Source organism: Rhizobium lentis (assembly GCF_014200175.1).
In the GTDB taxonomy this organism is placed as follows: Bacteria; Pseudomonadota; Alphaproteobacteria; order Rhizobiales; family Rhizobiaceae; genus Rhizobium; species Rhizobium mulingense.
Genome location: NZ_JACHBD010000014.1, coordinates 1 through 13822 on the forward strand (window position 1 = coordinate 1; position 13822 = coordinate 13822).

Sequence of the window (13822 nt, forward strand, 5' to 3'; positions counted from 1 at the left end):
TAAACCCTGTAATCGTCATATGTCGAAGCCTCGTTCGGCAACAACATCAACAATCACGCGCTGATCCGGAAGGTGGGGTCAAAACACCGCTTACGCGAAGCCTATGAATTTTGACAGTGATTATACAATGACGATCGGCGGCGTGGCCGTTTCCGCCAACAAGACCGCAGCTGTGCTCAACCCTGCGACCGAGGAAATCATCGCCCAGGTACCCTCTGCAGGTCGCGAAGAACTCGACGCGGCAGTCGTAGCGGCCCGCGCGGCATTTCCCGGATGGAGCAACAGGCCGCCAGCCGAACGCCAAGCGCTTGTGGCGGAGATTGGCGAGAAGTTGGAACAGCACAAGGAGGAGCTTATGCGCCTTCTAACTCGCGAACAAGGCAAACCTCGTTCGGGAGCCGAATGGGAATTAACTGGCGCAATTATCTGGTGCCGCGAGATTGCTAAGCAAGAATTGCCTGTTCACCTCGTCGAGGATTCGGCGGAGCGCACCGTCGAAACGCGGCACGTTCCAATCGGGGTGGTTGGCGCGATCACACCATGGAACTACCCAATTCTTTTGGCCATTTGGAAGGTACTACCCGCAATTCTTGCAGGTAATACCATCATCGTAAAACCATCACCATACACACCACTCGCCACGCTCAAGATCGGTGAGATGATGCGTGATGTCTTGCCTCCAGGAGTTCTCAACGTCGTATCCGGCGGAAATGAACTCGGGCAATTAATGACTAATCATCCTGACATCGGCAAAATCTCCTTCACAGGCTCCACTCAAACCGGCAAGCGCATCATGGAAAGCGCAGCCGGAACGTTGAAACGCATCACCTTGGAACTGGGCGGCAACGATGCAGCGATTGTTTTGCCGGATGTCGATCCTAAGGTGGTTGCCAAGGAAATATTCTGGGCGGCTTTTCAAAATAGCGCACAGCTTTGCGTTGCGGCGAAAAGACTATTTGTTCACGCCGACATTTATGACGCGTTGAGTCACGAACTGGTTGAGTATGCCAAGACGGTGAAGCTTGGAGATGGATCAGAGCAGGGCGTGGATCTCGGGCCGATTCAAAACAAGATGCAATTCGAGAAGGTAAAAGATCTTCTTGCCGATGCTCGCGATAAGGGACTCAAGTTTCTGCTCGGAGGCGATGTACCGGAAGGCAAGGGTTATTTCGTGCCCGTTGCAATAGTCGACAATCCCCCCGATGATGCGCGGGTGGTCGTAGAGGAGGCATTTGGCCCCGTATTGCCATTGCTCAAGTTCTCGGACCTGGACGATGTGGTTGTGCGTGCTAACGACACAATCTACGGGCTCGGAGGGTCGGTTTGGTCGGCTGACCCCTCCGCTGCTCGCAAGATTGCCGAGCGGTTAGAATGTGGAACCATCTGGATCAACGAGATCCATGCCTTTTCACCCCACGCTACTTTCTCAGGGCACAAGCAGTCCGGTATTGGTGTGGAAAATGCGATCCAAGGGCTCTTGGAATTCACCAACGCACAGACGATCGTTACAAAAAAGCTAGCGGCGGCTGCGTGAGGTTCGTCCACGCAGTGCATCTGTGTTAAACGCTTGGAATCAGCAAGATAGGATTTGATTTACACCGTTACGTGGGCCTACCGCCTGCGTGACGGCCAATTCCGTAGGGCGAATGATATGGCGGTCAACATTGCGACTAGGCCGAACTTAGCTCTCTGCTTTCAGCGCATGCTTGACGCGCAGAATGGTGATCACAACAGATCCCACAACGACCGGAACAGCGACAAGCATGATCATTGGATCGAAATGGAACCCAGCGTGATCTGCCGTTTCATACACGAACTTCAGCAAGCTCAACAAATAGTAGCTGATTGCAATGATCGAAAAGCCTTCGACCGCGCGCTGGATCTTGACCTGCGTCGCGGCGCGATCAGCCATGGCCTGGATCTGTGTCGCGTTCTGGAATTCGATCTCGACCTGAATTCGGGTTTGCAACAAGTCGAGCAAGTGCATCGCGGCCCTCGATAGTTGCTCAAGCCTCAAGGCGGTCGCTTCGCAGGTACGCACCGCTGGCTTGAACCGCCGCTCCACGAAGGTACCGAAGCGTTGAAAGCCGACGACGTGCGTTTCCCGTAAAAGCGCGATCCTCTCCTCAACGATCTTGGCGTAGGCTGCGGTTGCGCCGAACCTGTTTCTGGTCTCGGCGGTGGCCGAGATGACATGGGATGAGAGAGCGGTAATCTCCTCGAGCAATTGCTTGTGCTGATGTGCGGGCGTACGAAGATTGCGATTGGTCAGTTGAACCAACTCCGTGTCATATCCGCCGAGAAGCGGGGCGAGACGACGCGCTTCCGGCAATCCGAGAAGCGCCATGGATCTGTAGGTTTCGATCTCGAAGATGCGGCGTACCATGCGCCCCAGGCGGTGTGCGTTCAGGTCCTTGTTGAACAGGATAATTCTACTTGAATTGTCCCCTCGAACACGAAAATCGGAGCAAACCTGCGCCGCGCCCCCACCGATCAAAGAGGCGGCGGTATCACCGAAGCCGAAGGTTTCCAGCACCGGTCCCAGCTTGTCAGGAGGGTTCCCGAGGACAAGGATGCTGACGTGACAAACGAGCAGCGGTGAGTTCAATCCTGCGAGCTCGGCAAAGTCACTTTCAAGGAGGTCAGATTCCGGCCAGCTCCCTGGCTCCCTGTCAAGTTTCCGGACGCGCGTAACCGTCACGAATTCAGTGTGCCTTTCGACCCTAACCGAAATCGTGCCGTCAGCTTCGAGACTGTCGTGGAACTCCTTGATCACACCGTCTATGGGCATGAAAGCAACGTGCTCAACAATTGCCGGACCGTTGAAATAGATCGACGGTCGAGCGTGAAGCTCGGAGTTGAAGTCTGCCGTCTGCTGTTTGAAAGCAGTTGGACGAGAGATCTGTACACAAGGAGACGTCGTTGCCGACGCTGCTTCTTCCGCACCCTTCGAAATCACGTCTATGTTCCCCATTTTCAGAAGTGCAAACACCGGCGAACCTTATGAAGCGAATGCAAGCAACTTGGAAGCCCGCCCGGATATGATAAATTTGCTGATCCGCGCTCGACCTTCTTTTGAAAGGTCACAGCAGCTTAAGAAGCTAGGAGACCCCCGCTGGTATATCGCGCCAGCTGTACTTCGGGCGATATCCTAGAACTTCTCGGGCCATTTGGCTTGAGACAAGACTGCCATGTTCACCAAGTTGTCCTTGGACCGGTACATTGGGATAATAAGCAGCGATAAGGGCACGTGTGGGCCGCGCCTACACGGTATCGTCTGCTGCGATCACGAAGTGATGAAAACCATTAAGGCTTGCGTTGAGCGCAAGCGCAATGGCCTAGGCACAGTCCGGGCTTTCAACATAGGACCACAGGTTCCATTTCTGAACGCCGGGATAATCTTCGCAAGCTCTCATTTCATCATATTGGTGGGGCTCTTTTACCCAAGAAAACCGCAGGCCGATCATCTTGAGCGCGGGATCCCAGCGGCAGAACTCGGCTGCGACGGATTCGTCTACAAGTTTGGAAAGCGCGTAACTACTCTCAGGCTTCGAGGTCAGCTTGTCATCGACTGGAAAATAGGCAGGTGGATCGTCAAACGGGACGCCCAGCAAGGTCTCACTGCTCGCAAAAACAATGTTCTTTATGCCTGCGATCCTTGCCGCTTGGAAAACATTGTAGCTGATGGCGGTATTGGTGTGAAATATGTGCGTGCTCGCAGCGACTTTCGCGCCTACGATCGCAGCAAGATGGACGATGCCATCAATCCCGGATTCGATATCGGCGACCGCACCAAGGACCTGGCCATAGTCCCGCATATCGACGCGAGCGAACGGGCATCTCATGTCGGATGACGGCACCTCGTCGATTCCGATGACCTCGTGCCCCTCTTCGAGAAGGCGTTCAATCGCCGCGCGCCCGATTCGTCCGCTGCTTCCAGTGACCAGAAGTTTCATAGCATTTCTCCTTTCACGGGCCGCTCAATGGCACGAACGAGAGTGCAGGTTACGGCATCCAGACCCGCTGGGTTCCTCCTGGTTCGTAACGCACTCTTGTCACCTCGCGAGATTGATCAAGGTGGCCCTTTCCTCGGCGGTGAGCGGCCGGACCTCGTGGTTCTGCAAGAGCAAGAAGAGCTTCGCCGTTTCCTCCAACTCCTCTGTCGCGTACTGGGCGTCCTTTAGGGACTTGCCCGCGACGACAGGTCCATGGTTTGCCATCAACACCGCATGATGGTTCGCGGCGGCGGCTCCCACCGCCGCCGCCAGCGCTTCGTCGCCGGGAGGAAAATACGGCACGAGCGGCAGGAAACCAATACGCATGACATAGTAGGCGGTCAGGGGCGGCAGAACGTCGCGCTCGTTGACCTGCTTCAACAAGCTGACGGCAACCGAATAGGTTGAATGCAGGTGGACGACGGCTCGGCGATTGTCCTTACCGCAATACATGCACTTGTGGAGGAACGCCTCCTTGGTGGGCTTGTCACCTCCGACATGCACGCCTTCCGCCGAAAAGCAGGACAGCCGTGCTGGATCGAGCACGCCCAGCGAAGCGTTGGTGGGCGTCATCAAAATTCGACCGTCCGACAGACGGACGCTGATGTTGCCGGTCGATCCTGCGGTCAGCCCGCGGTCGAAGAGCGAGCGACCGACCTCGACTATCTCGTCGCGGACCTTCGTCTCTTCAGATATGGAGCCTATCATCGTAGCCGGTTCCAAGCGTTCATGAAGAAGTCCCGTTCGCCGAAGTTGCCGGACTTCAACGCGAGCGACAGAGATCGCCCCTGGCTCTTTGCGTGTACCCACGGCACTCCGGGGGCGATTTCGTTGCCAATCGAGAGCTGGTCGACGCCGAGCGACTTCACCACCGCTCCCGACGTCTCGCCGCCGGCGACGATGAGATCGCTCACACCCTTCTCGACGAGCCTTCGCGCGATTGAGGAGAGGGCGGCCTCGACCATCTCGCCGGACTGCGCGGCGCCCAACTTGCGTTGGTTTTCCTTCACCTCGTCGGGCAGAGCCGTCGCATAGATGAGAACAGGCTTTTGGCCCAGACGGGACGAGGCCCACTCGACGGCCTCGCCGACGACATCGCCGCCGTCCGCCAGCTTCGAGAGGTCGACGCGGAAACCCTCGTGGTCTGCGAGCATCGCCTTTACCTGTCCGTTGGTTGCGACCGAGCAGCTACCGGAGACGACAGCTCTGTAGCCTTCTTCCAAGTCAGTCGTAACGGCAGCGTCGCGGCTGTTCCCGCCGGCAAGAAGAACACGAGCCAGCCCATATGCCAGGCCCGACGCACCGGTGAACAGCACGAGATCCTTGAATGCCTGGGCAATCTCGACAAGGTCCTCGTCAGCCAGGGCGTCGATGACGACAATACGCGTGCCGTCGCCGTGAATGGGGGCGGCCCATTCGGCGATGGCGGACGCCCCTTGCTTCACCGTCTCGTAATAGCATCCGGTGATTTCGGCCCGCGACTGCGCCCCGAGCACCCGCAGCAGGTTCGCGTCTGTCATCGGCGTCAACGGATGATTGCGCATGCCGGACTCGTCCAGCGGCACGTCGCCGACGAACAGGTTGCCCTTGTAAACCGTCCGGCCGTTGGCAGGGAAGGCGGGGCAGGCGATCGTTATGGATTGGCCAAGCTCCGCAAGCATCGCGTCGGCGACCGGGCCGATGTTGCCCTTCGCCGTGGAATCGAACGTCGAGCAGTACTTGAAGTAGTACTTCTGCGCGCCACGGCCACGCAGCCATCGCAGTGCGGCCAAGGACTCCTCGACCGCCATTTGCGGAGGTGCCGTTCGAGTCTTGAGGGCGACAACGATTACGTCGGCGTCAATGTCTCTGTCGTCTTCAGGAACGCCGATCAGCACCGTCGTTTTGAGGCCGGCGCGCGCGAAGATGTTCGCGACGTCAGTCGCTCCCGTGAAATCGTCGGCCACGCAGCCGACCAGCAACTTTCCGGCGGCCACCATGGATCACCTCATGATGAAGGGGTTGGCGACGTCTTCAGCGGTCGAGATCATCACGCTCTTCGTCTGCATGTAGTTCTGGATCGAGGCGATGCCATTCTCGCGACCGATGCCGGAGTGCTTGTAGCCTCCAAGCGGCGACATATAGCTGATGACGCGGTAGGTATTGACCCAGATGGTGCCAGCCTGGATGGCGGCCGAAACCTTCAGGATACGACGCATGTCCTGGGTCCAGAAGCCCGCGGCCAGCCCGTAATTGGTGTCATTGGCAATATGCACGGCTTCCTCATCGCTGTCGAAGGGGATGACCGCCAGAACCGGGCCGAAGACCTCCTCCTGCGCGATGCGCATGTCGTTTCGGACCCCGGAGAAAATCGTAGGTTCGACGAACCAGCCCCTGGAGAGCTCGGCATTGTCCGGCCGCCCCCCACCGAGAACGCATTCGGCGCCTTCGCCTTTTGCGATGTTGATATAGCCGAGGATCTTCTCGAGTTGCGGCGGCGTCGTCACGGGGCCAACCTGCGTCGACGTCAAGAGCGGATCGCCCATTCTCGCCGTTTTTGCGAGGTTGACGATCTTCTCGAGAAACTGGTCGTGGATCTTTCGCTGCACGAGCAATCGTGAGCCCGCAATACATGTCTGTCCGGTGGCAGCGAAGATGCCGGAGATCACCCCGTTGACGGCATTGTCGATCTCCGCATCGTCGAAGACGATGTGCGGGCTCTTGCCGCCGAGTTCAAGCGTAACCTTCTTGAAGTTGCGCGCTGCAAGCTCGCCGATCTTGCGCCCGGTGCCTTCACTTCCCGTGAAAGCGATCTTGGCGACGTACCTGTGGGTCGTCAGCGTCTCGCCGACATCTGCGCCGAACCCTGTGACGACGTTGAAGACGCCCGCGGGAAAGCCAGCCTGCTCGACGAGCTTTGCGAACTCAAGGGTCGAAGCAGACGTGAACTCCGAGGGCTTTGCCACGAATGTGTTCCCTGCGGCGAGTGCCGGTGCCAGCTTGTAGGCGAGCAGCAGGAGAGGGGAGTTCCACGGCGTAATCCCGACGCAGACGCCGAGCGGCTCATTACGAGTGAAGTTGAGGGTGTCCGCCTTATCGATCGGGATGACCGCTCCTTCGATCTTGTCCGCCAGCCCGCCGAAGTAGTAGTACCACTGCGGGATGTATTTGAGCTGAAACAGCATCTCGTTGATGAGCTTGCCGTTGTCCGTAACCTCGATCGTCGCGAGATGCTCCGCATTCTCGGCGATCAGGTCGCCAAGACGCCGAAGAAGGTGTCCGCGGGCGCTCGCGGTGAGCTTCGGCCACGGACCGCTCGTGAAGGCGCGGTGCGCAGCCTCGACTGCTCGTTCCGCATCTTCCCTGCCGCCCTTCGGAATAGCGGCCCAGGTCTGCCCGTTGAAAGGGTTCTTCGTCTCGAACGTATCTCCGTTGGCAGCGTCTTCCCACTTGCCGTCGATGAACATCTTGTATGTCTGCATTGTCTTTCTCTCTTCTAGCATCCGAGTTGTCGGGCGAGGTCTTCGAGATCGTCGGCGACGTAATCCCAGCGCTGCTCGGCTGTGAGGTCGGTCGTCTGACCCTCGCCGTATTCGGTGGGTCGTGCGATGAATGCGGTTTTAAGGCCAAGGCTTCGCGCGGCGGCAAGATCGTAGTTGTGGGCAGCGCACATCATGACGGCCCCGGGCTCCAGATAAAGGAGTTTGCAGACCCCGAGGTAGGTCTCCGGATCGGGCTTGTAGTGCTGGAAAAGCTCGCAGGAGAACACGTTGTCCCACGGCAAGTCGGCATGCTTTGCCATGTTGACGAGAATCGCGACATTGGCGTTGGACAGCGGGCCGATGACAAACTTCGACTTCAGCCGGTGTAGCCCGCGCGATGCGTCGGGCCAGCCGTCCAGGCGATGCCAGACCTTGTTGACGTGCATCATCCGGTCGTGGTCTAGTTCGGCCAGCCCCATCTCTGCGAACACTGCCTTCAAGGCATCTAAGTGAAGTTCGTCCAGGTTCGTCCACGGCAACTCGCCGCTGCGCACCCGCGCTTTCTGGGGATTGTAATGGTCTCGCCAGCGGTCGACGAGACCGGCCCAGTCGATCTGCAGGCCCTCCGCCGCGCCCCAGGCGGTGAGATCGCGGATGATTGAACCCCGCCAGTCGACGACAGTGCCGAACGTGTCGAAGACAATCGCCTTGACGCTGCTGGTCATCTCGCGCCCTCCTTCTTGTGGGACGAAATGCGCTCGAACGTTTCCACTCGCTTTTCGGCCACCCAATCTCGAACCATCGCATCAAAGCTCGTGAAGTGCGGCGTCTTCAGGTGGAAGTCGAAATCGGCTCTTGAGCCATAGACTTCATAGAGGTAGATTCGCTCGGGCCGCTCAGGATCGCGGCAGACATCGAACACTTCGCAGTTCGGTTCGTCGCGCAGCGACGTCGCCGCATTCTCGATTATCGCCGCATCGAAATTATCGGCGAACTGGTTTCGAACGACGAACTCTACGACCACGACAAAGCCTGTGGATGCCGAACTCATGCGACCTCCTTGCGGACGGCACCCAGAGCGCCGATCACGCTGCGCGTCATCTCCGCGCAATTGGCGCTTCCGCCATACTCCATTGGGACCGCGATCTTGGTCGACAAGCTGTGCTCGACCGCGGCCTCGATCAGCCCGGCGGCGTCAGCAAGCCGCTGATCCGCGTGCTTCACCGCCAGCCAGTCGAGCATCATCGCTCCCGACAGGAACATTGCGCCCGGATTGGCGACGCCCTTGCCCGCGATATCGGGAGCGGTCCCGTGTGCCGGCTGGAAGAGGCCGTGCGTATCGCCGATGTCCGCCGAAGGGGCCATACCCATGCCGCCGATCAGACCGGCCGCAAGGTCGGAAAGGATGTCGCCAAACATGTTCTCGGTCACCAGCACGTCAAGCGTCCAAGGCTTCTTCACCATGTTGAGCGCCAGCGCGTCGACATAGGCATAGTCCTTCTGCAACTCGGGGTGCTTGGCGGCGATCTCATCGAAAACCTTCCGGAAGAAAGCCATCGAACTGAAGACATTCGCCTTGTCGACGCAGGTCACCGTGCCGGCCTTGCCGCGACGTTTGCGCTGGGCGGCCAGCTGGAAAGCGAATTCGGTAACGCGCTCGGTGCCGGCCCGCGTGATCTGCATCGTGTCGTAGGCCTCTTGGTCGTTTAGCACTTCGCCACGGCCACGCGCATAAAACAGTCCTTCTGTCTGCTCGCGGACCAACACGAAGTCGATTCCTTCGGCGCGAGGATCGGACAGCACTTTCGGAAGGCCGGGAAACCACCGGATCGGACGGACACCTGCAAACAGGCCGAACTCCATGCGCAGGTCGAGCTGCGGAATGATTTCCGTCCCGTCCGGGAAGCGGATGTCGGGCCAGCCCATCGCGCCGAAGAGGATTGCGTCGGATGTCCGGCAGGCCTCGAGCGCGGCGGCGGGCAGGGCCTCGCCGGTCTCCGCGTAGTGCTGGGCACCGGCCTGATGCGTCTCGAACACGAGCGGTGGCGCGCCCGCCTGGCTGACGGCGGCGTCGATCAATTCCAGGCAGGCAGGCATGACTTCCCTGCCGATCCCGTCGCCGGGAAGGACTGCGATCTTGAGAGTGTTGTACAACGATGACATTTGAAACCTGTCCTAGAGGTGGTTGAGGCCGAGGCGCTCGAGAAGGTCGAGCAGTTCCTTGCCTGCCCGCTCGCGGTGCGCCTTGTGAATGTTTCTTGCTTTTTCGCGGTCGCCTTCGCGGATTGCTTGCACGAGTTCTGCATGTTCGCGGGTTGAGTTAACCGGCTTGGGACGCATCTTCAGCGTCACCATCCTGACGCGATGTGCGCGGTCGATGAAATTGAGGACGACCGACTTGAGCATCTGGTTGCCGCCAAGGTCGAGCAGTTGCTCATGAAATCTTGCGTCCGCCTGCGCCCAGCGCTCCAAATTATCTTGTGAAAGCGCATGGTCCATGTCGGCCGTCGCCTTTTCGAGACCCCGGAGTTGATCCTCGGAAAGCTGGCGGCTGGCGGCAAGCTCTGCAGCCGTACTTTCCAGCGACGTCAGGATTTCGTAAATTTCCTTCATGTCAGAAATAGAAATCGGCAGAACCCGCATTCCGTGCCTCGGGATCACCGAGACAAGTCCGTCCTGCTGGAGGCGCATGAGCGCCTCCCTTACGGGCGTCCGGCTCATCCCCAACTGGGACGCGACTTCCTGTTCGGTCGCCTGGTAACCGGGCGCCCACTTGTTATCCAGGATGAGCTGGCGCAACCGAAGGTGCGCTGTCGCGGTCATTGTTTTCGCGAAGGCGTCCTCTTTGATCTCTGAGACCGGTGCTGTCTGTTTCCTGGTCGGCATTTTCTTTCCCTTCAAGCTGGCTGATTTCTCAGGAGCCTACGTATTTTCGCCAGCTATGTTCAGGCTGGTATCCGAGAACGCTCTTTGCTTTGTCGATCGACAGCAAGGTTTCGTTGTTCCCGATCTGCTTCTTGAACGGGACCCCCGGATACCACCTCCTGACGAGTTCCTCGTTGGAGGTGGTCATGACCCCATCGTCGTTTGCGATGATGAACACCTCGGCACCTTTGCCGCTCCACTCGAGCGAGCGACGGATCGCCTGTGCCCCGTCGCGGGCGTCGATATAGGTCCAAAGGTTGAAGCGTCTGCTGCCCGGGTTCTGCTCGAAGGCCGGGAAGTCCGCATACTCGCTCTCGTCCATAACGTTGGAGAAGCGTAGGCAAACGATCTTGAGCTCGCTGTCCCAGCGGCAATACTGCTTTGCCATCTCCTCGCCGAGATGCTTCGAGAGGGAATAGGAGGTTTCCGGGCGCGACTGATAATTCTCGTCCGCCGGCAGATAGTCAGGCTTGATCTCGTAAGGAATGCCGAGCAGGGTCTCGCTCGACGCCCACACGATGTTCTTGATGCCGAGCAAGCGGCATGACTCGAAAACATTGAACGTCGAAATGGTGTTGACCCGGAAAACATCCGCAGGAGCAACGCGCCCCGGCATCGGCACAGCGGCCAGATGGACGACGGCTTCAGTGTTGCGATTGTGGTCCCAATCAAAGCCACTGATCGCCTCGATCGTGGCGCGCATATCCTCGAAATCGACCCTGACGAAGGGGCAGAGGTTTTCTGGCGGAGCGATCGTATCCGCGTTGATGACGTCGTGGCCGCTCTCAACCAGATGCTTGATCGTGGCTCTACCCAGTTTGCCGCTGCCGCCTGTGACTAAAACTCTCATATCGTAATACCTCCGTAGAACCTTCCAGGTTAGCGGCTTCGGCCGACCGCCACAGCCAGGATGATGAGCATTCCGCGCGCGATGAGCTGCTGGCTGTAGTCGAGGCCGCCAAGAATAAGACCGTTGTTGATGACACCGATGAGCAGGGCACCGACGATGGAACCGATCACGGTGCCGCGTCCGCCGAATAGGCTGGTACCGCCGAGAACCACGGCTGCAATGACAGACAGCTCATCGCCTTCGCCAAGCTGGAAGCGTCCAGACTGCAGGCGTCCAGCATAGAGCATGCCAGCGATCGCAGCGGCCATCCCCGTCAGTAGCAGCACCTGGAACTTGATTTTCCGGACATCGACGCCGCTGTAGCGAGCTGCGACCGAGTTTCCGCCTGCCGACATGACCTTGCGGCCGAACGGTGTCTTTCGAAGCGCGATATGGGCGATCGTGCCCAGAACGGCGACCCAGACAACGAGGACAGGAACAGGGCCGATGTTACCGGAACCAAAGACGAAAATGAACGTATCGTTGATAATTGGAACAGGCGAAGTGCCGCTTACCCACATTCCGACCCCTCGCGCGATCCCCATCATGCCGAGTGTCACCAAGAACGACGGGATGTTGAGATAGGCAGTCAGGCCGCCGTTTACGGCGCCTACCAGCAGCCCGAGGGTCAAGCCCGCGAGAATGCCGGGGAATAGACCGTACTTGCTCAGCACCAGGCCAGCGACCACCGACGACAGTCCGGCTATGGCTCCGACCGAGAGGTCGATCTCGCCCGCCGAGAGTACGAACGACATTGCCATGGAAACGATGGCGACGATCGCAGTCTGCCGCAGGATGTTGAGCAGGTTGTTTGAAGATAGGAATCCGCGATCCTGCAGCAGGATCGCGAAGACGATGAAGATGACGACGAAGCCGATGTAGACGACGTAGTCGCGCCAGTTGCTGTGCCACGGCCGCATGTGGGTTGCATCCGTCTCTGTGTTCAATGTCTTGGCTTCAGTGGACATTTTGGGTTGCCTTCTGAATCGCGACCTGCAGACCGAGTTCGGTGCGGATCAACGGAGATTGAGTTTCGTCGCCGGCAATCGTGGCCCAGCTTTCGATTTCGTCGCGCTCGATTTCGCGCGCGAGACGTCCGTTGTTCATGACCAGGATGCGGTCGCTTGTTGCCAGAAGCTCGGCTGGTTCCGACGAGATGACGATGACGGACTTTCCGGAGGAGGCGACGCTCCGAATGAGTTCTACGATCTCGGCCTTTGAACCGATGTCTACGCCTGCTGTTGGTTCGTCGAGAATGACAACCGAAGGATCAATCGCTAGCCATTTGGCAATAACGATCTTCTGCTGGTTGCCGCCGGAAAGGTTCCTGACCTTGTTGTCAGCGGACGGCGTCTTGATCCTCAGTTGCTTGATGAGATCGGAGGTCAGTGTTCCCTCGCGTCGACGGTCGATGAAGGGACCGCGGACGAGCTGACCGATCTGCGGCAGTCCAAGATTGTCGCCGACGCTGTGCTCGACAACCAGACCTTCCTCGTGGCGGCTCTCCGGAACAAGCACAATGCCAGCCTTGATCGCATCCGAAGGTGACTTGAACTCAACGGCAGTGTCGCCGAGTTCTACGGTTCCCGCAGTTTTCTTATCAACGCCGAAAAGAAGGCGGGCAAGCTCGCTCCGGCCAGCGCCCATGAGGCCTGCTATTCCCACAATCTCGCCCCTGTGAACGTCGAAGCTGACATCGCTGGGTTTTCCCGAAGGGCCCGAAAGGCCACGTACGCTCAGCGCGGGTTTGCCGCTGCGATCAATGGCGCGCGCCTGGTATTGGAAACCGGTGACACGCTTGCCGACCATGTGCTGCACGATCATGTCGAGCGTGAATTCGGATGTCTTCCCGGAGGTCACGTTCTGACCGTCACGCAGAATTGTAATCTCGTCGGCGATCGTCATGATCTCGGTCATGCGATGGGAAACGTAGATCACGGCTGTTCCCGCCGCAGTGAGCTTCTTCAACATGCCGAACAGAGTGTCGGCTTCCTGTGCGCTCAGCGACGAGGTTGGTTCGTCAAGGATAAGGATCCTGGCGTCCTGGTGGATGGCCTTGGCGATCTCGGTCAGCTGGGCCTGGCCGGGGCTGAGTTCAAAAACAGGCGTCCTCGGATCAACCCTGAGGTTGAGTTGGCCGATGATCTCGGCTGCCTGTGCGATTTCCCTGCGCTCGTCGACCAAGATCGACAGGCGGCGGGGCTCCCGGTTGAGGAAAATGTTCTGGGCGACCGTGAGGGTGGGGATCAGGCTGAGGTCCTGGAAGATCATCTCAATGCCGAGCCTGCGGGAATTCTCCGGGGAGCTTGACGACATGTGTTCGCCAAAAACCTCGATGGATCCCTCCGTGGGTGTGACCACGCCCTGCAGGATCTTCAACAGCGTAGACTTGCCGGCGCCATTTTCGCCGACCAGCGCATGGATTGTCCCGGGTTGGATCGTCAGGCTGACACCGCGCAATGCGTGCACGCCGCCAAACGATTTCCTGACGTCGCGCATCCTGACGGCGGCGAGGGTTTCGGTGACTGCTTGAGTGTTCATGGTCGTTGTCC

Annotated in this window: 13 protein-coding genes; 1 reads left to right on the top strand and 12 read right to left on the bottom strand. The window is 58.7% G+C overall.

All coding sequences use genetic code 11. The features are described 5' to 3' along the window. Positions 1–103: 103 nt before the first annotated feature. Positions 104–1534, top strand: coding sequence for an aldehyde dehydrogenase family protein (locus tag GGI60_RS26630; protein ID WP_040139971.1), 1431 nt, complete (start codon positions 104–106; stop codon positions 1532–1534). Positions 1535–1681: 147 nt separating this feature from the next. Here the strand turns inward: GGI60_RS26630 and GGI60_RS26635 are convergent, their stop codons facing one another. The 12 genes from GGI60_RS26635 to GGI60_RS26690 form a co-directional block, all read right to left on the bottom strand. After that, entirely contained in the window at positions 1682–2959 is a 1278-nt protein-coding gene (locus tag GGI60_RS26635) for a DUF3422 domain-containing protein (protein ID WP_183934864.1), read from the bottom strand. A 379-nt stretch (positions 2960–3338) separates the two neighbouring features. Further along, entirely contained in the window at positions 3339–3956 is a 618-nt protein-coding gene (locus tag GGI60_RS26640; protein WP_183934865.1) for an NAD(P)-dependent oxidoreductase, read from the bottom strand. A gap of 99 nt (positions 3957–4055) precedes the next feature. After that, the gene (gene otnC, locus GGI60_RS26645; RefSeq protein ID WP_183934910.1) at positions 4056–4703 is read right to left on the bottom strand and encodes a 3-oxo-tetronate 4-phosphate decarboxylase; all 648 of its coding nucleotides are present in this window, start codon (positions 4701–4703) and stop codon (positions 4056–4058) included. After that, entirely contained in the window at positions 4700–5974 is a 1275-nt protein-coding gene (gene otnK, locus GGI60_RS26650) for a 3-oxo-tetronate kinase (protein WP_183934866.1), read from the bottom strand. Before otnK ends, otnC begins: the two co-directional genes overlap by 4 nt. Positions 5975–5977: 3 nt before the next feature. Then, positions 5978–7456 (bottom strand): aldehyde dehydrogenase, encoded by a 1479-nt coding sequence (locus tag GGI60_RS26655; RefSeq protein ID WP_183934867.1) that lies wholly within the window; start codon positions 7454–7456, stop codon positions 5978–5980. A gap of 14 nt (positions 7457–7470) precedes the next feature. After that, on the bottom strand, positions 7471–8181 hold the full coding sequence (locus GGI60_RS26660) for a haloacid dehalogenase type II (RefSeq protein WP_183934868.1): 711 nt from the start codon (positions 8179–8181) through the stop codon (positions 7471–7473). Continuing rightward, positions 8178–8507, bottom strand: a complete 330-nt coding sequence (locus GGI60_RS26665; protein ID WP_028753516.1) for a putative quinol monooxygenase — start codon at positions 8505–8507, stop codon at positions 8178–8180. Before GGI60_RS26665 ends, GGI60_RS26660 begins: the two co-directional genes overlap by 4 nt. Beyond that, positions 8504–9619 (bottom strand): isocitrate/isopropylmalate dehydrogenase family protein, encoded by a 1116-nt coding sequence (locus tag GGI60_RS26670; RefSeq protein ID WP_183934869.1) that lies wholly within the window; start codon positions 9617–9619, stop codon positions 8504–8506. The genes GGI60_RS26665 and GGI60_RS26670 overlap by 4 nt, the downstream gene beginning before the upstream one ends. 12 nt (positions 9620–9631) lie before the next feature. Continuing rightward, on the bottom strand, positions 9632–10342 hold the full coding sequence (locus GGI60_RS26675; RefSeq protein WP_004129802.1) for a GntR family transcriptional regulator: 711 nt from the start codon (positions 10340–10342) through the stop codon (positions 9632–9634). 28 nt (positions 10343–10370) lie between these two features. Further along, positions 10371–11231 (bottom strand): NAD-dependent epimerase/dehydratase family protein, encoded by an 861-nt coding sequence (locus tag GGI60_RS26680; RefSeq protein ID WP_004129798.1) that lies wholly within the window; start codon positions 11229–11231, stop codon positions 10371–10373. Between the two features lie 29 nt (positions 11232–11260). Then, complete coding sequence (locus tag GGI60_RS26685; protein WP_004129795.1) at positions 11261–12238, bottom strand: ABC transporter permease; 978 nt, start codon at positions 12236–12238, stop codon at positions 11261–11263. Then, the gene (locus GGI60_RS26690) at positions 12228–13811 is read right to left on the bottom strand and encodes a sugar ABC transporter ATP-binding protein (RefSeq protein ID WP_183934870.1); all 1584 of its coding nucleotides are present in this window, start codon (positions 13809–13811) and stop codon (positions 12228–12230) included. The genes GGI60_RS26685 and GGI60_RS26690 overlap by 11 nt, the downstream gene beginning before the upstream one ends. Between the last annotated feature and the right edge of the window lie 11 nt (positions 13812–13822).

What these genes read in the sequence shown, in the direction of transcription:
- GGI60_RS26675 (WP_004129802.1), bottom strand. Translation starts at nt 10,342, where the DNA reads ATGCCGACCAGGAAACAGACAGCACCGGTCTCAGAGATCAAAGAGGAC.
- GGI60_RS26630 (WP_040139971.1), top strand. Translation starts at nt 104, where the DNA reads ATGAATTTTGACAGTGATTATACAATGACGATCGGCGGCGTGGCCGTT.
- GGI60_RS26685 (WP_004129795.1), bottom strand. Translation starts at nt 12,238, where the DNA reads ATGTCCACTGAAGCCAAGACATTGAACACAGAGACGGATGCAACCCAC.
- GGI60_RS26665 (WP_028753516.1), bottom strand. Translation starts at nt 8,507, where the DNA reads ATGAGTTCGGCATCCACAGGCTTTGTCGTGGTCGTAGAGTTCGTCGTT.
- otnK (WP_183934866.1), bottom strand. Translation starts at nt 5,974, where the DNA reads ATGGTGGCCGCCGGAAAGTTGCTGGTCGGCTGCGTGGCCGACGATTTC.
- GGI60_RS26680 (WP_004129798.1), bottom strand. Translation starts at nt 11,231, where the DNA reads ATGAGAGTTTTAGTCACAGGCGGCAGCGGCAAACTGGGTAGAGCCACG.
- GGI60_RS26655 (WP_183934867.1), bottom strand. Translation starts at nt 7,456, where the DNA reads ATGCAGACATACAAGATGTTCATCGACGGCAAGTGGGAAGACGCTGCC.
- GGI60_RS26660 (WP_183934868.1), bottom strand. Translation starts at nt 8,181, where the DNA reads ATGACCAGCAGCGTCAAGGCGATTGTCTTCGACACGTTCGGCACTGTC.
- otnC (WP_183934910.1), bottom strand. Translation starts at nt 4,703, where the DNA reads ATGATAGGCTCCATATCTGAAGAGACGAAGGTCCGCGACGAGATAGTC.
- GGI60_RS26640 (WP_183934865.1), bottom strand. Translation starts at nt 3,956, where the DNA reads ATGAAACTTCTGGTCACTGGAAGCAGCGGACGAATCGGGCGCGCGGCG.
- GGI60_RS26670 (WP_183934869.1), bottom strand. Translation starts at nt 9,619, where the DNA reads ATGTCATCGTTGTACAACACTCTCAAGATCGCAGTCCTTCCCGGCGAC.
- GGI60_RS26690 (WP_183934870.1), bottom strand. Translation starts at nt 13,811, where the DNA reads ATGAACACTCAAGCAGTCACCGAAACCCTCGCCGCCGTCAGGATGCGC.